This is a genomic window from Umboniibacter marinipuniceus, assembly GCF_003688415.1.
GTDB classification, from domain to species: Bacteria; Pseudomonadota; Gammaproteobacteria; order Pseudomonadales; family DSM-25080; genus Umboniibacter; species Umboniibacter marinipuniceus.
Genome location: NZ_REFJ01000005.1, coordinates 219,509 through 240,167 on the forward strand (window position 1 = coordinate 219,509; position 20,659 = coordinate 240,167).

The 20,659-nt window shown below is 48.9% G+C and carries 18 protein-coding genes; 15 read left to right on the top strand and 3 right to left on the bottom strand.

Annotated features, from left to right (window positions below):
• Nucleotides 1–2 precede the first annotated feature (2 nt).
• From gltS to DFR27_RS11035, 14 genes are all read left to right on the top strand, one after another.
• Nucleotides 3–1,193 (top strand): sodium/glutamate symporter, encoded by a 1,191-nt coding sequence (gene gltS, locus DFR27_RS10970; RefSeq protein ID WP_121877509.1) that lies wholly within the window; start codon nucleotides 3–5, stop codon nucleotides 1,191–1,193.
• Complete coding sequence (locus DFR27_RS10975; RefSeq protein ID WP_121877510.1) at nucleotides 1,178–1,759, top strand: DTW domain-containing protein; 582 nt, start codon at nucleotides 1,178–1,180, stop codon at nucleotides 1,757–1,759. Before gltS ends, DFR27_RS10975 begins: the two co-directional genes overlap by 16 nt.
• Entirely contained in the window at nucleotides 1,753–2,169 is a 417-nt protein-coding gene (locus DFR27_RS10980; protein WP_121877511.1) for a GNAT family N-acetyltransferase, read from the top strand. The genes DFR27_RS10975 and DFR27_RS10980 overlap by 7 nt, the downstream gene beginning before the upstream one ends.
• Before the next feature lie 92 nt (nucleotides 2,170–2,261).
• Nucleotides 2,262–3,107, top strand: coding sequence for an AAA family ATPase (locus tag DFR27_RS10985; protein ID WP_121877512.1), 846 nt, complete (start codon nucleotides 2,262–2,264; stop codon nucleotides 3,105–3,107).
• A complete protein-coding gene (locus DFR27_RS10990; RefSeq protein WP_121877513.1) occupies nucleotides 3,108–4,283 on the top strand; it encodes a vWA domain-containing protein in 1,176 nt (391 codons plus the stop codon).
• A gap of 129 nt (nucleotides 4,284–4,412) precedes the next feature.
• Nucleotides 4,413–6,092, top strand: a complete 1,680-nt coding sequence (locus tag DFR27_RS10995) for an AMP-binding protein (protein WP_121877514.1) — start codon at nucleotides 4,413–4,415, stop codon at nucleotides 6,090–6,092.
• Between the two features lie 193 nt (nucleotides 6,093–6,285).
• On the top strand, nucleotides 6,286–10,161 hold the full coding sequence (gene hrpA, locus DFR27_RS11000; protein WP_170150850.1) for an ATP-dependent RNA helicase HrpA: 3,876 nt from the start codon (nucleotides 6,286–6,288) through the stop codon (nucleotides 10,159–10,161).
• A 62-nt stretch (nucleotides 10,162–10,223) separates the two neighbouring features.
• Entirely contained in the window at nucleotides 10,224–10,646 is a 423-nt protein-coding gene (locus tag DFR27_RS11005) for an HvfA family oxazolone/thioamide-modified RiPP metallophore (RefSeq protein WP_121877516.1), read from the top strand.
• Between the two features lie 3 nt (nucleotides 10,647–10,649).
• A complete protein-coding gene (locus tag DFR27_RS11010) occupies nucleotides 10,650–11,489 on the top strand; it encodes an HvfB family MNIO-type RiPP peptide maturase (protein WP_121877517.1) in 840 nt (279 codons plus the stop codon).
• Nucleotides 11,473–12,195 (top strand): HvfC family RiPP maturation protein, encoded by a 723-nt coding sequence (locus DFR27_RS11015; protein WP_121877518.1) that lies wholly within the window; start codon nucleotides 11,473–11,475, stop codon nucleotides 12,193–12,195. The genes DFR27_RS11010 and DFR27_RS11015 overlap by 17 nt, the downstream gene beginning before the upstream one ends.
• 115 nt (nucleotides 12,196–12,310) lie before the next feature.
• Nucleotides 12,311–13,294: a porin gene (locus tag DFR27_RS11020; protein WP_121877519.1), complete on the top strand. Its 984-nt coding sequence runs from the start codon at nucleotides 12,311–12,313 to the stop codon at nucleotides 13,292–13,294.
• A 165-nt stretch (nucleotides 13,295–13,459) separates the two neighbouring features.
• On the top strand, nucleotides 13,460–14,542 hold the full coding sequence (locus tag DFR27_RS11025) for an MlaA family lipoprotein (RefSeq protein WP_170150851.1): 1,083 nt from the start codon (nucleotides 13,460–13,462) through the stop codon (nucleotides 14,540–14,542).
• Between the two features lie 68 nt (nucleotides 14,543–14,610).
• Nucleotides 14,611–15,807 (top strand): PP2C family protein-serine/threonine phosphatase, encoded by a 1,197-nt coding sequence (locus tag DFR27_RS11030; RefSeq protein WP_121877521.1) that lies wholly within the window; start codon nucleotides 14,611–14,613, stop codon nucleotides 15,805–15,807.
• A 4-nt stretch (nucleotides 15,808–15,811) separates the two neighbouring features.
• Complete coding sequence (locus DFR27_RS11035; protein WP_121877522.1) at nucleotides 15,812–16,300, top strand: STAS domain-containing protein; 489 nt, start codon at nucleotides 15,812–15,814, stop codon at nucleotides 16,298–16,300.
• 85 nt (nucleotides 16,301–16,385) lie between these two features.
• Here DFR27_RS11035 and DFR27_RS11040 read toward each other — a convergent pair whose 3' ends face one another.
• The 3 genes from DFR27_RS11040 to dusA all read right to left on the bottom strand — a co-directional run bounded on the left by DFR27_RS11040 (nucleotide 16,386) and on the right by dusA (nucleotide 18,851).
• Nucleotides 16,386–16,826, bottom strand: coding sequence for a tellurite resistance TerB family protein (locus DFR27_RS11040; RefSeq protein ID WP_121877523.1), 441 nt, complete (start codon nucleotides 16,824–16,826; stop codon nucleotides 16,386–16,388).
• On the bottom strand, nucleotides 16,819–17,763 hold the full coding sequence (gene tal / locus DFR27_RS11045; RefSeq protein WP_121877524.1) for a transaldolase: 945 nt from the start codon (nucleotides 17,761–17,763) through the stop codon (nucleotides 16,819–16,821). Before tal ends, DFR27_RS11040 begins: the two co-directional genes overlap by 8 nt.
• Before the next feature lie 116 nt (nucleotides 17,764–17,879).
• A complete protein-coding gene (gene dusA / locus DFR27_RS11050; protein WP_121877525.1) occupies nucleotides 17,880–18,851 on the bottom strand; it encodes a tRNA dihydrouridine(20/20a) synthase DusA in 972 nt (323 codons plus the stop codon).
• Nucleotides 18,852–19,084: 233 nt separating this feature from the next.
• Here dusA and gltX point away from each other — a divergent pair, with 233 nt between their 5' ends.
• On the top strand, nucleotides 19,085–20,563 hold the full coding sequence (gene gltX, locus DFR27_RS11055) for a glutamate--tRNA ligase (protein ID WP_121877526.1): 1,479 nt from the start codon (nucleotides 19,085–19,087) through the stop codon (nucleotides 20,561–20,563).
• The last annotated feature ends 96 nt before the right edge of the window (nucleotides 20,564–20,659 follow it).

The window sequence follows — 20,659 nt, forward strand, 5'->3', positions numbered from 1 at the left end:
CGATGGTCGTTAGTTTCGCAACGAGCGGGGTGATTGTCTTTGCCATTGCTGTACTATGGTTAGGGCACCAGGCCATTACCCGCATTGAGTCGTTAGCGCGTTGGCAAATTCCACCTGCAGTGGTTGGTGGTATAGTCTTTAGCGCTTTACTAACGTTGGTTTCGGCCTTTAGCGAGCTTGAGTTTCATTTCGATCTAAGCGCACGAGAATCATTGCTTCTAGTGTTCTTCGCTAGTGTAGGTTTGAGCGCTAAGCTTAGTGATGTTTTTCGAGGTGGTCCCTTACTACTAAAGTTGGCGTTGGCCACCATTGCCTTACTGTTTCTTCAGAATTTGTTGGCCGTCCTGCTGGCTTCGCAATTTGACCTTGAGCCAATATACGGCCTAATGGCGGGTAGTATTTCGCTGGCCGGCGGGCATGGAACGGCAATCTCTTGGGGCGAGTATTTCACGGAACAGGGGTTCTCGGGAACCGCTGATCTAGGCCTTGCTTATGCCACAATGGGCCTAATCGCTGGTGGTCTAGTAGGCGGCCCATTAGGACAGTTTCTTATTCGTTTTGCTCGTAACAGTACAGCGAATGACGAAACCATCGAGCGGCTTCCTACTCATTCACCCTTAGCCATTGAGATGACCACCTCTGGCGTAATTAATGCGGTGCTTTTCTTCGCAATCTGTACTGGCCTCGGTGGTGTTCTTAATGAGCTTATGTCCGCCAGAGGGCTCCTCTTACCCGGTTTCGTAACGGCAATGTTAGTGGGTGTTGCTATCGCTAACTATGCTCGTAGTCGACGTTACCAGGTAAGTTTTGGAATAATTTCGGTGATTGGCGATGTCTGTCTGAATTTATTTTTGGCAATGAGCCTCATGACCATGGATCTTATGGGCCTTTGGGCGCAAATAGGTCAGCTCGCGGTGATGATGACTGGACAAATTATTCTAGTTGTGGGTATTGCCGTGCTGGTGGTCTTTCCCTTAGCAGGAAAGAACTATGATGCCGCTGTTTGTAGTGCTGGCTTCGCTGGGATTGGATTAGGCGCCACGCCGGTAGGGGTGGCCAATATGCACTCGATCACTGCACGTTACGGTCCGTCAACTCGTGCTTTTATTGTTATCCCGCTTATTGGCGCTGGCCTACTGGATCTGGCCAATGCCTCGGTGATACAGCTTTGGTTGTTATGGCTGGGACACTAATTGATCGGGCCGGTATGCCACGTTGCCGGCGCTGTAAACTGCGTGAAGTAGCGTGTTTCTGTGAATCAGTACAGTCCCTAAATCTGCCATTTGAGGTGCATATTTTACTGCATCCGCTTGAGCTTAAACGGCCATCATCTAGCGTGTTTTTTCTTCAGCTAGATTCTCAAGTTAATGTCCATCTCTACCAACGAACAGAACTCATAACGCCTCAACCCGGCGACGCGCTGCTCTATCCCGAGTCCGTCGAGACTAGCTCAGTCCATTTAGATTCTCTGACTACAGCTTCGCTAAGGATTAAGCGTCTATGGTTACTAGAGGGAACCTGGCAAGAGGCGGCGAAGATGCTAGCTAAACAACCGTTAATTGCTTCGTTACCGAGAATTAGCGTGAGTGACCAAGAAAGCCGATACCCTTTTCGGAAGAACCAACGAGGCGATGGCTTGAGTACGGCGGAAGCGCTGTTGGCGAGTATTGATGACGAGTATCGTCAAGACAGGAACCGCTACTATGATTGTTATTTACGTCACGCGGTGGCAAGTATGAATGGACACGCGCCATGTTGAAAAAGATAGATCCGATTAGCTATCCGCTAGTGAAGCAGTTCTACAAAATGACTCGATATGGCGGTGCGCCGGGACGTCAGGAAACGGTGTGGGGCTGGTATGAGGGCAGCCAATTGATAGCTTGTGTTCGAATTGAACCCAAAGGCGAAGCGCATTTTCTACGCGCGATGGTGGTTCATCCTGACTATCGTGGCCGAGGTATCGGCGCTAAATTTTTAGCCGAGGTGATGGCCCAATATGAGCATCACGCTATCTATTGTTTTCCGTTTAGTCACCTTGTGACGTTCTATACTGAGGGCGGTTTTAGTCTGTGTACAGACGAAGGGCCGCAGTGGTTTCTGCAACAATACCGCCGCTTAAGCCGGCAGCGAGATGTCGTGGCGATGGCCCGAATCACCTCAAAAGACTAAAAGCTGTCGCCTGCGGACACAGCATAGTGAACCGTAGGGCGTAAACTAACGAAAGCGATATTTATAAACCTGTTGTGTGTAGGAGAGAATTTGTGAAATTTACTGGTACCGATCGATATGTTTCAACGAGTGAGCTGAGTCTAGCCGTTAATGCCGCCGTTACGCTTCAGCGTCCGCTGCTAATTAAGGGCGAACCAGGTACCGGCAAAACCATGTTGGCCGAAGAAGTAGCCGAATCCATGGGGCTGAGACTTATCCAGTGGCACATCAAGTCAACCACCAAAGCTCAGCAGGGCCTCTATGAATATGATGCGGTTTCTCGCTTGAGAGATTCGCAGCTTGGCGACGATCGAGTTCACGATATCAAGAACTACATCAAGAAAGGAAAGCTTTGGGAGGCATTTGAGAGCGACGAAACCGTGGTGCTGCTGATTGATGAGGTGGATAAAGCCGATATTGAGTTCCCCAACGACTTGCTGGTAGAAATTGATAAGATGGAGTTCTTCGTTTACGAAACTGGTGAGACAATTAAAGCGAAGCAACGCCCTATTGTTATCATCACTTCGAACAATGAAAAAGAACTCCCCGATGCTTTCCTTCGTCGTTGTTTCTTTCACTTCATCAACTTCCCAACCCCAGAAACCATGCAGCAAATCGTAGACGTACACTTTCCTGAAGTTAAGAAAACATTGGTCAATGAAGCCTTAGAGGCGTTCTTTGATCTGCGTAACGTACCAGGATTAAAGAAGAAGCCGTCGACGTCAGAGCTCATTGACTGGCTGAAGTTGCTCTTAGCAGATGATGTTTCTGCCGATGCGCTGATTAATAAACAGGGTAGTTCGGCAATTCCTCCGTTACACGGGGCCCTGGTTAAGAATGAACAGGACGTTCAACTTCTGGAACGTTTGGCCTTCATGGCGCGTCGTGAGCGCCTGTAAATGCTGCTTAAGTTTTTCTACACCCTTCGCAAGGTAGGCGTTCCGGTTACGCCCAAGGAGCACCTCGTATTGTTGGAGGCGATGTCCCAAAACCTTGTCTTTGCAAATATTGAAGAGTTCTACCAGTTGGCACGCCTGTGCTTGGTCAAGGACGAAAAGTACTATGATAAATTCGATCGCGCCTTTGGGGTCCACTTTGAAGAGCTTGAGTCGTTGGATGACTTCATCGAAGCATTGATACCGGATGATTGGCTTCGTCAAGAATTCATGAAAAGCCTGAGCGAAGAAGAGAAGGCCGCCATTGAAAGCCTAGGGGGGCTCGAAGAGCTCATTGAGGCTTTTAAGAAGCGCCTAGAAGAGCAAAAAGAGCGTCATGCCGGCGGTAATAAATGGGTTGGAACGGGCGGTACCTCCCCGTTTGGACACGGCGGCTTCCATCCAGAGGGCATCCGTGTTGGCGGCCAAGGTGGCCAGCGTAAAGCGGTGAAGGTTTGGGATCAGCGGCAATATCGCAATTATGACGATGATGTTCAGCTCGGTACGCGAAATATCAAGGTGGCGCTAAAGCGATTACGTAAGTTTGCGAGAACGGGCGCAGCAGATCAGCTGGATATTGACGATACTATTCGCAAGACAGCCAACAATGCCGGCTACCTGGATATCACTATGGTTCCGGAAAAGCATAATGCCGTGAAGGTTCTGCTTTTCTTGGATGTCGGTGGTTCTATGGACTCCTATGTGCGAACGGTAGAGGAGCTGTTCTCGGCGGCGAAAACTGAGTTTAAACACCTCGAGTATTTCTACTTTCACAACTTTATTTACGATCACGTCTGGAAGAATAACCTCCGTCGTGCCGAACAGAGTCAGCCGTTGAGCGAGGTCCTCAATAAATACGGTTCGGACTACAAGGTAATTTTCGTGGGTGATGCGGCGATGGCGCCCTACGAGATTGTCTCGCCGGGAGGAAGTGTTGAGTATTGGAATCAAGAGTCAGGTGAGGCCTGGATGCGACGGGTTAAAGCGGCCTTTCCAAAGCTTGTTTGGCTGAACCCAACGCCTGAAAAATACTGGGTCCATACGCAATCCATTTCCATGGTCAGAGAGTTAGTAGAGGACAATATGTACCCGCTGACTATTGACGGCTTGGCAAGGGCGATGCAAGACCTGGTTAAATAGGCATAAAAGTTAAGTTTCTCATGCAGTGTTGGTAACTATGAAGTTAGTGCTAAACTCTGTACACTTTGTTGACGTTACTGTGATAAAACGTTGCTTTAGCAACAATTAAACTAAAAATAGGTAATTTTCATGACAGATGTAGGACGCCAGGGACGATTAAATCACGGCTTACCGGCCGAGGTTGATGTAGCAGCTTTCGAGAATATTAATACGGTATATCGTGAAGCAGTTTCAAAATATGGTAGCAACACAGCCTTTTCTTCAATGGGGCGTGAGGTTTCATACGCGGAGTTGGATCAATTGTCAGGCGCATTTGCCTCGTGGATTCAAAACCATACCAATCTTCAGCCAGGCGATCGTATCGCACTGCAGCTACCTAATATTCTTCAATACCCAATTGCGATGTTTGGTGCTATTCGCGCCGGGCTAGTTGTCGTGAACACTAATCCGCTTTATACCGCCCGCGAAATGAAGCATCAGTTTACTGACTCGAACGCCAAGGCAATCGTTATTCTAGCGAATATGGCTTCACTTTTAGATGAAGTGATTCCGGATACCAACATCGAGCATGTGATTGTCACAGAGATTGGCGACATGTTGTCACCGGTTAAGCGGGTGTTAGTGAATTCCGTGGTCAAGTACGTGAAGAAAATGGTTCCTGCTTACCAGCTACCAACCGCGCTGAAATTCCGCGATGTATTAGCTAAGGGTGCTCAGAAGCCACTTCAGGAGCAGGCTCCTACTCGCGAAGATATTGCGGTACTTCAGTATACCGGTGGTACTACTGGCGTAGCGAAAGGTGCGATGTTAACGCATGGCAATATTGTTGCGAATATGATGCAAACCGCGCCGCAGATGGATGCGACCGGAATGGTGCCAGGTAAAGAGATTCTTATCGCGCCGCTTCCGCTTTACCATATCTACGCGTTTACGATTCATTGCATGGTAGGCTTCCAGCGTGGTTTCCACACCGTTCTTATCGCTAACCCTCGCGATATCCCAGGGTTTGTGAAGGAGCTCAAGACTCATAAGTTTTCGACCTTTATTGGTTTGAATACGCTATTTATTGGTTTGATGAATAACCCAGACTTCGCTAAGTTGGACTTCTCGCCGCTTAAATTGACAATGTCTGGCGGCATGGCCTTGTCTCGCTCGGTTGCTGAAGCCTGGGAGAAAATGACCGGTTGTACGGTTTCTGAAGGTTATGGCATGACTGAAACTTCACCCGTTGCCTGTGCCAACCCGCCTAAGGCGGAACAGCTTGGTACCGTAGGCTTACCGGTACCTAATACCGAAGTAAAGACCATTGATGAAGACGGCAATGATCTTCCTATTGGTGAAGTTGGCGAATTATGTATCAAAGGGCCGCAGGTGATGAAGGGCTACTGGCAGCGCGAAGACGCTACTGCCGAGGTACTTGATGCAGAGGGCTGGTTGCGTACCGGCGATATGGCCGTTATTCAAGAAGATGGCTTCGTTAAGTTGGTGGATCGTAAGAAGGATATGATTATCGTTTCCGGCTTCAATGTGTTCCCTAACGAACTAGAAGATGTGTTGATGGCACATGACAAGGTCGTAGAGTGTGCTGCGGTTGGCCTTCCCGATGAAACGAGTGGGGAAGTGATTAAGATCTTTGTGGTGTCTAATGACTCGTCACTTACTTCCGATGATGTTCGTCAGTTCATGCGCAAGAACCTTACCGCCTACAAAGTGCCAAAGTTTGTTGAGTTCCGCGATGAACTACCGAAGACAAACGTAGGTAAAGTCCTCCGCAGAGAGCTTCGTGACGAAGCGCTCGGAGAAAAATAGCGCTACGGTTGAATTAGGAATAGCCTAATTATTCTAGGAGGCGTCACTTGGTAGTGGCGCCTTTTTTATTGCGTACTCATTAACCGTGGCACCAGAATATCCTGCCTACTCAACGCCGACTCATTTCCTTGTGATCATACAGCCCCGCGCTGAGAATTTTGCTATGATAGCGCCATCTATTGAGAGTAATTGCATGCAAGACTTTTCCCAGTGGCTGCGCGTAGATGTAGCCAAGTTTCGTTCGCTAACGAACAAAATTAAGAATCTTCAACGTCAGAAGAAGCCGGTTGAACGGTTGTCAGCTGAGCGTGATGAACTGGTAATTTCGGCGCCAACCCGCTTGCAGGAAAAGCTGAATCAGCTACCTAAGCCACGGTTTGACGATGCCCTACCAATTAGTGAGAAACGCGAACAGATTGCCGCGCTGATTCGTGACAATCAGGTGGTAGTGGTCGCCGGCGAAACGGGCTCAGGAAAGACGACCCAGCTGCCGAAAATTTGTCTTAGTTTAGGGCTTGGCGCTCGCGGGCTTATCGGCCATACGCAGCCGCGACGTTTAGCGGCAAGCTCCGTCGCCAGTCGAATTGCCGAGGAGCTTGGGCAAACACTTGGCGATAGCGTAGGCTATCAGGTTCGATTCAATGATCAGAGCGGTCCCAATACCGCTATTAAGCTGATGACCGATGGTATTCTGTTGGCGGAGATGGCGCGAGACCGGTGGCTTTCTCGCTACGATGTCATCATTATCGACGAGGCTCACGAACGAAGCCTCAATATCGACTTTCTACTTGGCTACCTTAAACAGTTGCTGCCGAAACGTCCTGACCTAAAAGTGGTGATTACCTCAGCAACGATTGACGTTGAACGTTTTAGTGAGCATTTCGGGGGGGCTCCTGTTATCGAAGTATCGGGGCGAAGTTTCCCGGTGGACATTGAGTACCGCCCACTCATTGCCGATGAGAGTGAGGCTGACCTCAGTCTCTATGAAGGCATCTGCGAAGCGGTAGAACATCTGATCAACCTGGAAAAGCGTGGCGATTCACCGGCTAAGGGTGATGTATTGGTGTTCTTGCCGGGTGAGCGGGAAATTCGCGAAACGCATAAGCAACTTAAGGCTAGGCAATTCGCTCATACGGAGGTTCTACCGTTATATGCGCGGCTCTCTAGTGCCGAGCAAAACAAAGTCTTCGCGCCTCATCGTGGTAGACGAATTGTCCTAGCGACTAACGTAGCCGAGACGTCGTTAACCGTGCCAGGTATTGGCTATGTGATTGATCCAGGCCTTGCTCGTCTCAGTCGGTACAGTTATCGCTCGAAGGTCCAGCGCTTGCCGGTAGAGGCTATCTCCCAGGCTAGCGCTAATCAGCGGGCCGGTCGCTGTGGGCGACTCGCGCATGGATTGTGTATTCGCCTCTACAGTGAAGAAGATTTCACTAGCCGAGTAGCGTTCACTGAACCTGAGATTATGCGCAGCAACCTCTCCGCCGTTATTCTGCAAATGCTCAACCTGAAGCTTGGTGATATCAAGCACTTTCCCTTCGTTAATGCGCCGGATAGCCGCTTTATCAATGACGGTTTCAAGCGCTTAGAGGAGATCGCAGCGGTCAGTTCAGCAGGCGAGCTAACCGCACTGGGTAGGAAACTGTCGAAACTACCCATTGATCCGCACCTGGCGAGGATGCTATTCACCGCACAGGAAAAGAACGCGTTGAGGGAAGTGCTGATTATTGTCAGCGCTATTGCGGCCCAAGACCCGCGTGAACGACCTGCGGATAAGAAGGCGCAGGCCGATCAGAAACACGCTCAGTGGCATCATGATAACTCCGATTTCATGGCGTACGTTAATCTTTGGGATGGCTACCATGAGTGGTCAGAGGAGTTGAGTCAGGGGCAGCTGCGAAAGCGGTGTAAGCAGGAGTATCTCTCATATATTCGCATGCGTGAATGGCGCGACCTCTATACTCAGATCCAAGGCGTCTGCAAGGAAATAGGCTGGAAGAAAAATCATGAACCAGCGAATTACCAGGATATTCACGTCGCGTTAGCGTCGGGCCTACTGGGGCAAGTTGCCATGCGCGACGGCAAGGATGAATACCTTGGGGCACGACAACGACGCTTCGTTATCTTTCCCGGCTCCTCAATGCGAAAGAAGAAACCGAACTGGATCTTGAGCGGACAGCTGCTCGAGACCTCGCAGGTGTTCGCTCATCAGGTTGCGATGATTGAGCCGGAATGGCTACTTCCTGTGGCGAAGCATTTGGTCAAATATCATTACTCAGAGCCCTACTATTCTGCAAAGCAGGGGAGGGTAATGGCATTCGAACGAATCTCGCTCTACGGTTTAAATCTGATAGACAAAAACCGCGTGGGCTTCGGCGATAAAGATCCTGTGGTGGCCCGTGAACTCTTTATTCGCGGCTGCCTAGTTGATGGTGAGTATCGATCAAAAGCGAAGTTTTATCAGCATAATTCAGCGCTTCGAAAACAGATTGAAACGGCGGAGGAAAAGACCCGTCGCCGTGATTTACTCGTGGATGAAGAAGCCATTTTTAATTTTTACCACGAACGTATTCCCGCGGAGATTTGTGATTTAGTCAGCTTTGAAACGTGGCGAAAAACGGTTGAAGTAGAACATCCAAAACGGTTGTTTATGAGCCAAGCGCATCTTGCTCAGCGTGATGTTGTGGTGGATGGCGCGCAATTTCCTACGCAGATAAAGCTGGCCGGCGCGGAGTTCAAATTACGCTATCGCTTTGAGCCAGGACATGCTGCGGATGGCGTTAGCGTAGTCATTCCGCTGCAATTTCTTGAGCGAGTTCAAACATCAGAGCTTGAGTGGTTGGTTCCAGGGCTGTTAAGGGATAAGTGCATTGCACTTGTTAAAGCTCTCCCTAAGGCGAAGCGTAAAGCGTTTGTGCCGGTCCCCGATTTCGTAGACCGCGTCATGCCTCGACTTCGAAATGGTGATCGCTCTCTCACTCAAGCGCTATCCGACGAGCTCTCTTACGTCAGTAATGTCCGCTTCGAGCCGGCTGACTGGCAAGAGGCTACTCTGGATGACTTCTATCGGCTCAATATTGTGGTAGTGGACGAGCGCAAGAAACGATTGGCAATGGGGCGCGATCTGAATGAACTTCGTCAGCAGCTGAAGGCGAAGATTCAAGCAGCCTTGGCAGCGGTACAAAGTGACGAGGTTGATACCGTTGAGTCGATTGTTGAATGGAACTTCGGTGATCTGCCAAGAGAGCGAATGATTGCCAAGTCTGGTGTTAAGATTACCGCCTACCCGGCGCTTGTGGATGAGGGAGAGTCAACCTCATTGCAGCTCTTTGACCGCCGCGAAGAAGCGCAACTCCGAGGCGTGCGGGGATTGGCAAGGCTAGCACTTCTCCAGCTGCCTACTCAGGCACGTGATATTCGTAAAGAAGTATTCCGAGACAATAAGATCAAGTTGGCGCTGGCGGCTATTTGCCCGCGTGATCAACTCATTGAAGATTTGCTCATGGTGGCCGCAAGAGAAGTCTTTCAATTGCGAGACTGGCCCACTAGTCAAGAGGGCTTCAACCAGCGAATTAACGCCCATCGGAAAGAATTTTTACTTTATTGTCGTGAGCTGGCTAACTTTTTGACCGAGTTGTTGACCGAGTATGCAGCACTCCGAGGAGTATTGCGGAAAACCAATAGTTTAGCCCTTACCTTCGCCATTAGTGACATTAAGAATCAATGGGCTGAACTATTTGGCCCCGGTTTCTTATGGCGCACCCCAAGAAGTTGGCTGGAACAGTATCCGCGGTACCTGCAAGCCAGTTTTAAACGGCTTGACCAAGTTCAGGGGAAGGTGCAGAAAGATCGACTGGCGATGGCGATGGTAGATGAATATTTACCTGACGTAATTCGCAAATTGAGTGCCGAGGAAGGGCTTATGTGGGAATCCGAAGCTGCAATGGTTGATTTTCGTTTTATGATGGAGGAATGGCGTATTCAGCTCTATGCTCAACCGATGAAGACAATTGTGTCGGTTTCGGAGAAGCGTGTTAAGCAAGCTTGGAGTGCGCTTAGTCAACAATAACAACCGGTGCGCAGCTGCTTGCCTGGGTTGGCGCTTCATTACTAATTTTGGGAGTAAACCAAATGTCTAATAAAATTTTACCCGCTGTTGCGGCATTGAGCGCAGCCTTGGCTGCTGTATCTTCTGCAGACCTTGAAGCTACACCTTTTTCAGCAGAGAACCTGGATAATGGTTATTTTGTCAACTTCGCTGAAGGTAGTTGTGGTGAAGGTAAGTGTGGCGGCGAAGGTGCTGATGATTCAGAGGGAAGCTGTGGCGAAGGCAACTGCGGCGGTGAAGGCGCTGATGATTCAGAGGGTAGCTGTGGCGAAGGTAAGTGCGGCGGCGAAGGCGCTGATGATTCAGAAGGTAGCTGTGGCGAAGGTAAGTGCGGCGGCGAAGGCGCTGATGATTCAGAAGGTAGCTGCGGCGAAGGCAAGTGTGGCGGCGAAGGCGCTGATGATTCAGAAGGTAGTTGCGGCGAAGGCAAGTGTGGCGGTGCCTAAGCATTGACCAAGTTTGCTCAAGTGGATGGTGTAGGCCTTGGTCTGCGCCGTTCACTGATAACCCAGTTGCAGGCTCCGGGAGGCTGTGACGGCATTGATTTTTTCGAGTTAGCGCCGGAAAATTGGATTAATTTGGGTGGCCGCTACGCCGATAAACTTCGGTGGTTCAGTGATCGTTTCCCTTTTGTCTGCCATGGGTTGTCTTTGAACCTAGGGGGGCAAGACCCTTTGGATTTCAAACTGCTAGCTGATATAAAGGCATTTTTGCGTACCCATAACGTGAAGTGTTACTCAGAGCACCTCAGTTTTTGTGGTCACCAAGGCCTCCTGTATGATTTGCTCCCAATTCCTTTTACTCAAGAAGCCGTTGTTCACGTTGCCGAGCGTATTCGCGTGGTTCAGGATTATTTAGAACAGCCAATTGCGGTGGAGAATATCTCTTACTATTTGGCACCCAGCCAAGAGCTGTCTGAGCTAGCATTTATTAACGCGGTGTTACAGGAAGCTAATTGCCAACTCATGCTAGATATCAACAATGTCTATGTGAATAGTGTGAATCATTGCTATGACGCAATTGATTTCTTGGCGCAAATACCTGGTGAGCGGATTGCCTATGCTCATATTGCCGGTCATGCTGACGAGGCTGAAGATCTTAAGGTAGATACCCACGGAGCGCCGTTGATTGAACCAGTGCTCAATTTGGCACAGCACTGTTATGGTCAATTCGGATCAATTCCCACAGTGCTTGAACGCGATTTCAATTTCCCTCCGCTTGCCGAGTTAAAGTTGGAAATAAGCGCCGTAAGGCGTATTCAGGAGAAGGCGCTTGTCGAACTTTCGTGAACTTCAGGAAGCGCTGGCGGCCAGTGTTAGATTCAAGGTCACTCATGAGGATCTTGATGTTGAACCACGCCGATTGGCAATCTATCAACGGTTGGTGTTCAACAATCTATTTGGCTTACTAAGTGGTGGCTATAAGAAACTTCGTCGCGCTATGGGCGATGAAGCGTTTCGTCAGCTAGTTCGGTCATTTCTGGAGTCTGGTGTATCGAAGACACCATACTTTGCTGAAATTTCCGGGGAATTTCTGGAATGGTTTCTAGCGCGTGAGGCGCCTAAATGGCAGCATGAACTCGCCGAATACGAGCGGGCTGGTATTGTGATTGACGTTGACACCATGGACTGGCCTACCGCTGAAGAGATGGAGAGCCGCCCTCAGGGCGTTCATTTTTCGCCCGCGATTGCATTATTTTCCTTCGAGTACGCCATTTACGAGGCGGATGATGGCTTAGCTCCACCTAAGCAACCAACCTATATTCTACTCTACCGAAACCCCCATAATAAGTTGCGATACAAACTACTAAATGCCGCTAGCTTCAGCCTTATGGCACTGCTACTACAGGAGCAAGATCTCAACTCGGCGCTAGCAACCCTGGCATTAACCATGTCTACCGATATTTCGCATATCCAGTCGCCAGCGCTAAGTCTGTTAGCAGCGTTACAAAGAGAAGGCGCGGTGGTCTCCTTTCCTAACATCTCTGCGTTGTGAATGACGCTTTAGCCTTTATTTTCATCCAATTCGATTTTTGTAACATAGTTGTAATAAACCCTCGTAATACTAACGTTATTGAAATTTAACAAAACTTTAATGCAAGGGTAAAACTATGAACAAAAAGCTTCTATCAGCAGCAGTTTCTGCAGCGATGTTCGCACCAATGGCGATGGCCGAGACAACCGGCCCTACTTGGTACGGAAAAGCCAACCTAGCAGGCATCAATGTCGACGATGGTAGCGATGCAAACTGGGACCTAGTTTCCAACGCTTCACGAATTGGTATTCGCGGCACCGTTGATTTAGGTGATGGCCTTGAAGCTATCTACCAGCTTGAATATGAAGCGTCTGTTGATGACGATGATGCTGTATTCAAGCAGCGTAATACTTTTGCTGGTTTCCGCGGTGATTTCGGTACCGCTTACGCAGGTCGTCGTGACTCAGCACTTAAGTATGCGGGTGGTAAGGTAGATTATTCTAATGATTTGGCCGGTGCTGATATCAAGCAAATCATGTTGGGTGAAGAGCGCTTTGATGATGTGGTTGGCTATATCTCTCCAACGTTTTCTGGCTTTGAAATTCATGCTCAGACCTTTTTGGATCAGGGCGTAGATAACGATAACGCCTTTGCGCACAACTCGTTGTCACTAACCTTCAAAGAAAATGGTCTGATGGCAGCTGTTGCCTACGATATGGAAACTAAGTCCGATGCTGGTTTCGCGAATATTCTTCGTGGTACCGCTCAGTACACCATGGGTGATCTTCAGTTTGGCGGTATCGTACAGACCGCTGAATCCGCAGAAGGTGCTGATTTGGGCGACGCATTCACTGCTTCAGCGAGCTATAAGTTTGGTAAAATTAAGGCGTGGGGTCAGTACGGTGAAGGTTACCAGCCAGTAGGTCTAGCGGATGGTTGGGTTGATGCCAATGGCGATACAGCGGTTGATTCATCGTCAATGCTGGTGATTGGTGCTGATTACAAGTTGAGCAGTGCGGCGAAGCTTTACGCCTACTTCTCAGATCTCGAAGCGACAGACTTAGCAGGAATGACAGCTGAAGAGAGCACACTTGGTCTAGGCTTTGAGATTAAGTTTTAAGTACTAGCTAAGCGCTAACCGGATCTTTGATTCGTTTGGTGTGTTAGATACTCTGAAAAACCCAGCTCGAAGGCTGGGTTTTTCGGTAATTACACCTATCAAACACTAATGCCAAGACGATTGTTTATGCTAACCTAAACAAAATCTTGGCTTATGGAAAGATCTTTGGATAGTCGTTTAGTTATTGTGAGTGCTTTGCTAGCACTGACCATGAGTGCCGTTACAAGCGCACAAGACTCCGAAATAGAGTCATCTGCCGTTGCTGCTCAGTCAGAGTCTACTACTGAGACTGAAGCGGAACTCCCTGCCGTCACCTACGAAAGCTATGGTAGTGATGTTGGTTTTGTTCAAACTCAACCAGTCCCCTACGACGGTGATCCCTTTGAGGACTTGAATCGTGCCATGTTGACATTCAATGATGTGGCTGACCGATACCTCCTGTTACCCATTGTTACTGGATACAAATACATTACCCCGGACCCCGTAGAGCGTAGCGTCGATAACATTTTTGCTAACTTAGACGATATCGGTAGTGCGGCGAACTCAATTCTGCAGCTGAAGATTGGTGATGCGGGGGTTTACGCGGGCAGATTTTTAACCAACACCACAATTGGTGTTTTAGGAATCTGGGATGTTGCCAGTGAATTAGGCATGCGCCGTTTAGAGGGCGAGGACTTTGGTCAGACTCTGGGCTATTACGGAGTACCAGAAGGACCGTACCTGATGCTGCCATTCTATGGGCCGAGCACACTTCGCGACGCCCCAGCTCGCTATGTTGATAGTTTCGTGGACTACACAAGTTATGTTGATCACGTGCCTACCCGTAATTCGTTGATGGGCGTTGAAGCCGTAAATGTCCGAAGTCAGCTTATTCAGGCTGAAGCATTTATCACCGGTGATCGCTATACCTTTATCCGTGATGCCTATCTGCAGCGTCGGCAGTACCTAGTTCTTGATGGGCAGATGCCCGATGACGAAGAATTTGATGAGTTTGGTGGCTTCGGTTCAGCTGGTGAAAGCTATGGTGGTGAAAGCTATGGTGGTGAAAGCTATGGTGGTGAAAGCTATGGTGGTGAAAGCTATGGTGGTGAAAGCTATGGTGGTGAAAGCTACGGTGGTGACGAGGATAGCGATCCCAATCGCGACAATCTATCAGGCAGTGCCGACGATCAGATTGATCCGCCGTTGAATGAGACGGATGGCCGTTCTGATAACGATGACAAGCTACCCCAAGATAGTGAGTTCTAATAGCGCTAACGAAGCATTTTGGTGGCTGCTTCAATGGTTCTAAGGTTTGTAGATTTGAAGGATAAGCAATGACCAACGTTGACACTCAGCCAAATCGATACACGTTACTCATCATTGAAGATGATGATATCGTTCGTGACAGTCTATCGCTCTATTTTTCGGACTGTGGCTACAACGTGGTTGAAGCTGAAGATGGTGAAATCGGTTTAGCACGCTTTGCCACGCATTCACCGGATGTTGTCATTAGTGACCTTAAGATGCCGTACTTAGACGGCCTCTCGGTGCTCGAAGCGATTTCAGAGCAAGGGCGAGAGGTGCCGTTTATTGTGGTTTCTGGGGCGGGAAAGATGCACGAGGCTGTCAGGGCGTTACGCCTTGGCGCACATGACTACTTTGTTAAGCCCATTGCGGACATGGAAATCCTGGAGCTATCTATTGAAAGAGCGATAGAACAACGCTCTCTCAAGGCTCAAAATCTTCGCTACCGATCGGAACTTGAAAGTGCGAACGAAGAGCTTAACCGCAGCTTAACGACACTGCGTCAAGACCATAAAGCAGCGTTACAGATTCAGCGGGCAATGCTGCCCGAGCAGAACCTCCGCATTGGCGAAGGCTCGATCAGTCATTTCTGGCGGCCTTCGTTATTTGTTAGTGGCGATTTTCTCGATTGCTTTGATGTTGAGAATCGATTCACCGTATTCTATCTCACGGATGTTTCAGGCCACGGCGCACCGGCAGCGTTTGTGACGGTTTTTCTCAAACATCTGTCGACCACATTATTAAAGGCACATCGCACTCACAAGGGACAAAGGCGGCGTTTTAATACACCCAATGATATTCTTGAGGAAATCAACCGCCAACTGATTTCGGCGAAGCTAGACCGCCATGCTACGATGTTCTTTGGGATTCTGGATAGGCGTAGAAGCACACTTCACTATGCCGTGGCGGGGCATCTGCCACTGCCAATTCTCTGTCGTGCGGGCAAAGCTGTGTATTTGCAAGGTAACGGCATGCCACTTGGCTTATTGGATGATAATGAGTGGCGAAACTACAGTGTGAAGCTCCAACAGGGTGATCAAATAGTAGTCTGTTCCGACGGTGTGTTTGAACTGATGAAAAATGGTGAATTGGTTGAAAATGAATTGCAATTACTCAAAGTTGTAGAAAAATCACAATCAGTAGATGAAATTGTGGAAAATTTAGGCTTAAATGAAACCAATGATGTACCGGATGACATCGCTATTTTGTTGTTTCAATTAGGCTAATCGAATGAATACAGGCAAACTGCTATCCGCCAACACCAATGACTCGTACGTAGTTAAATTGGTCGGCGATGTCCGAGTTCCACTATGTAAAACTATTGATGAATGCGTTGAGACGATTTGCGCAGAACCTTTTAAACATCTCACCATTGACTTTAGCGAAGCAGAAAACGCTGATTCAACCACGTTAGGCTTAATGGCAAAACTTTGTATTCGGGCAAAATCTCTTTGTGGCGTGATGCCGGTTATCTACACCCCTCACGACGATATGACCCGACTTCTCCACTCTATGGGTTTTGAGAATATTTGCATCCTGAGTGGCTCACAACCCACTGACTCCGCTAGTTTGTCCCCCATAGAATGGGAAAGCGAGTGCTGCGATGACGAGACTGCCAAGAATCACGTACTGGAAGCACACAGAACTCTGATGACCCTCTGCGAGGGTAATGAAAGTCAGTTTTCTGATTTAGTAAAACATCTTGAAGCAGAGCTATAGTATTTGAATGTTAGGAATCCGGACCACCGACTTTTCGTTTAGGTGTGGGTTTAGCGTTGCTGCTCAACAGTCAATCGCCACGTTGTTATTGGTCGCGAACTGAATTTCGAGTCTGAATGAAATCCTGATGGCTGACGTACATTAGGTCACAAACTCGACGAATGAGATGTTCTTCGTACTTGTCAATTACCCCATCGGCATAGGCTACTTCCCACATCCCACGAACAACCTTAACTCTGTCTTCGTAAACCAGTACTTTGTTGAGTTGTTGGCTGAACTCGTAGATGGAGGTGGCGGAGGTAGCGGCTTGCTCAGCTTCGCTAATTAGCATGTTCAATTCAGCATCGTCTAACTCGCTTCGCTCCTTGATTAGCTTCACCACCATCTGGCGCTCGCGGTCATCGAAGTGGCTGTCAGCAATGGCTAACATAATCATCAATGCCGCACTGGCACTCTCAACATCACGAGAAGTTGGTGTAGGCTGGGTCTCGGTAGGCTCAAGCAGAGCTTTCAGCGCTTTAAACATTCGCTTCCTTTAACAACAATGCTTCGAGTTTGATTTGATCGCCCACGAAGTTACGGATACCTTCAGCAAGTTTTTCAGTTGCCATTGCATCTTGGCCACAGCCAAAACGGAACTCCGCTTCGCTGAGGCGTGCTGGTCGCTGATCGGCTGAGCCGCCCTGGTCGAAGAGTTTTTGCGGCAATTCACCAAGATCATTGTCCAACTCTTCCAACAGAGCAGGGCCAATTGTTAGTTGGTCACATCCAGCAAGCTCTTCAATCTCTCCGGTGTTACGGAACGAGGCGCCCATTACGATAGTAGGATAGGCATGCTGCTTGTAATATTCATAGATGCGTTTAACTGAAACAACGCCAGGGTCTTTATGGGAAGCATAGCTATCCACGCCTTCAGCTTTCTTATACCAATCTAAGATACGTCCAACGAAGGGGGAAATAAGGAATACGCCTGCTTCCGCACAGGCAACGGCCTGTTCGAAACTAAACAGCAAAGTTAGATTAGTATTGATACCATCCTGCTCAAGGCGCTCGGCTGCACGGATACCTTCCCAGGTAGAGGCGAGTTTGATTAATACTCGATCCCGACTGACTCCAGCGGCCTCGTAACGTTTGATTAAACTGTGCGCTTTTTGATACGAAGCCTCTTGATCATAACTTAAGCGAGCATCAACTTCGGTAGATATACGGCCCGGGATGATGCCAAGAATTTCCTTACCTATGTTAACAGCAAGCTGATCAACCGCTTCGGCAACACTGTCACGACGAGTTGTCTCAATGGCCTCGTCGAAAAAATGACGATAACGCTCAAGCTGAGCAGCCTTCAGGAGCAGTGAAGGGTTGGTGGTGGCATCCACAGGCGTGAACTTTGCTATCGCATCAATATCACCGGTATCGGCGACTACCACAGTTTGTGCTTTGAGTTGATCGAGCTTCGAAGCCATTTTTTTTGCTTCCTTAGGAATTTCTGTTATTGATTAGTCTAGTGAGTCTACCACGTTGATGTGATGGTACCATGACAATAAAAATGATCGCTAACAACCATCTGTTATAGCCTAGTTCACTCGGGTACTAACGCCATGGCATCTTCAAGTACTGCTAATCCTGCGCCATCTTTGTAGGCATTCTCAGAAACATAGCGACGGAATTGCTTGCCGCCTGGCTGAGCGTTGAATAGTCCCATTAAATGTCGTGTCATGTAATGTAGTTTCGCGCCAACAGCCAATTGCGATTCAATGTAGGGGAAGTAAGCACGCAAGGCCTCATGGCGGGTGGCAACAGGGTCTGATTGCGCACCAAAGAAGCGGCGATCTACCGAGGCGAGAATCCATGGGTTTTGGTAGGCGGCTCGACCGAGCATTACTCCATCGACATGCTGCAAATGTTCATCTGCTTCATCCAGGGTGTTAATTCCGCCGTTGATGGCGATTTCTAGTTGTGGGCGCTCCGCCTTTAATTGGTGGACCAAGTCATAGCGCAATGGCGGGATTTCTCTATTCTCTTTTGGCGATAGACCGTTCAACCAAGCTTTTCGGGCGTGGACGATGAAGTGATTGACGCCACTAGCAGAAACCGTGTCAATAAAATTGAGTAGGCTGGGATAGTCCTCTTGATCATCAATGCCGATACGATTCTTAACCGTTGCTTTAATTGGCGCGGCTTCGATAACCGCTTCCATGCTGCGCGCAACAGTTTCAGGTTCGGCCATTAAGCAGGCGCCAAAAAAGCCGGACTTGACTCTGTCTGACGGGCAGCCGCAGTTTAGGTTCACCTCGTCGTAACCGTAGTCGGCGGCTATTTTGGCTGCTTCTCCAAGTTGCGCCGGGTCGCTGCCGCCGAGCTGCAGAGCAATAGGATGCTCAACGTCATTGTAACCAATGAGGTAGTCACGGTTACCATGAATCACTGCATTGGCGGTGACCATCTCGGTATACATCAAACTGTGTTTAGTTAGCACACGCCAAAAAGCGCGGCAGTGACGATCAGACCACTCCATCATAGGTGCGGTTGAAAGCGTGTAGTTAGGGCGCATTACTCTGCCGTTTCCTCATTCAATTAGCCTCTAGTATAACCTGTTAAACCGGAAATCTGAGTTAGAAAATGTACTTAAGAGTAGGGTGATCAGTGCAATGAAGAACACTGAGCCAGCCACCGGTTTATTGGGCTAATTGTTGGTAGCGGGGCAGGTTTGTCGTGTATACTTCAGGCAAATTTTATGGCTGGTAAGTATTATCGCCATCGCACCTCAATATTGGAATAGATTACATGACAGTTCGCACTCGTATCGCGCCATCCCCAACGGGTGATCCGCACGTTGGTACCGCCTATATCGCTCTTTTCAACATGGTATTTGCCAAACAGCACGGTGGGCAGTTTCTGCTGCGTATTGAAGATACAGACCAAACACGTTCAACCGGTGAGTCAGAGCAGGCTATTTTAGACTCGCTTCGTTGGTTAGGTCTTGATTGGGATGAGGGACCAGATGTCGGCGGACCCCATGGCCCCTATCGTCAATCGGAACGCATGGATATTTATGCGGGATATTGTCAGGAGCTCATTGACAAGGGACATGCATTCTATTGTTTTGCCAGCTCAGAAGAGCTTGATGAGATGCGTAAGGAGCAAATGGCGAACGGTCAGACGCCTCGTTACGATGGTCGCGGCTTATTATTGAGTGATGACGAAGTTAAAGCCAAGCTTGCAGCGGGTGAGCCCTATGTTGTTCGGATGAAAATACCAGCCGAGGGCGCGTGTGTGTTTAATGACATGCTGCGCGGCGAAATCAGCATTGATTACGCTCAGGTTGATATGCAGGTACTGTTGAAGGCAGACGGTATGCCTACTTATCACTTGGCTAACGTGGTAGATGATCACCTTATGCAGATCACTCACGTGATGCGTGGTGAAGAATGGATCAACTCGGCGCCAAAACATATTTTGCTCTATCAGTACTTTGGTTGGGATGTACCCGTCCTTTGTCACCTTCCGTTACTACGTAACCCTGACAAGTCAAAGCTATCGAAGCGAAAGAATCCAACCTCGATTAATTTCTATCAACGTATGGGTTATCTTCCAGAGGCGGTCCTGAATTACTTAGCGCGGATGGGCTGGTCAATGCCTAACGAAGAAGAGAAATTCTCGCTGGCACAGATGCAGGAAAATTTTGATATTCATAAAGTATCGCTAGGGGGGCCAGTCTTTGATGTCGAAAAGCTGGATTGGCTAAATGGGCGCTGGATTCGTGAGGACCTCTCTGAGGACCAACTTGCAGGGCGCATTGCAACTTGGGCGCTGAACGAGGACTACCTCAAGGCCATTTTACCGTTAGTGGGCTCTCGTTTAGAAAAGCTAAGTGACATTGGGCCGCTAACACAAATGTTCTTTATGGGCTTACCCGCCATTGAGCCGGAGCAGTTTGTATTTAAGAAGTTGAGCGAAGACCAAGTGAAGCAGATCTTGCAGTTTGTGGCCTGGCGCTTAGACGCGGTCCGCGATTGGAATAAGGATGCGCTCTACAATGAATTGAATACCTTGGCAGAGCAAATGGAGCTTAAGCTTCGCGATTTAATGCAACCGCTGTTTATCGCTTTAAGCGGTCAAACTACCACTCCGCCGCTCTTTGATGCCATGGCGGTATTGGGTGCAGACCTTACTCGAGCTCGCGTTCGTCATGCGGTGAACGTCCTTGGTGCCCCTGGCAAGAAGGCGCTCAAGAAGCTAGAGAAAGCCTATCAGGCTCTTTAGCGTTAAACGATGACTGGGTAGCGATGACGATGGTCATCGTTACCCTTTCGCAGACCGCAGACCGCAGACCGCAGACCGCAGACCGCAGACTGCAGA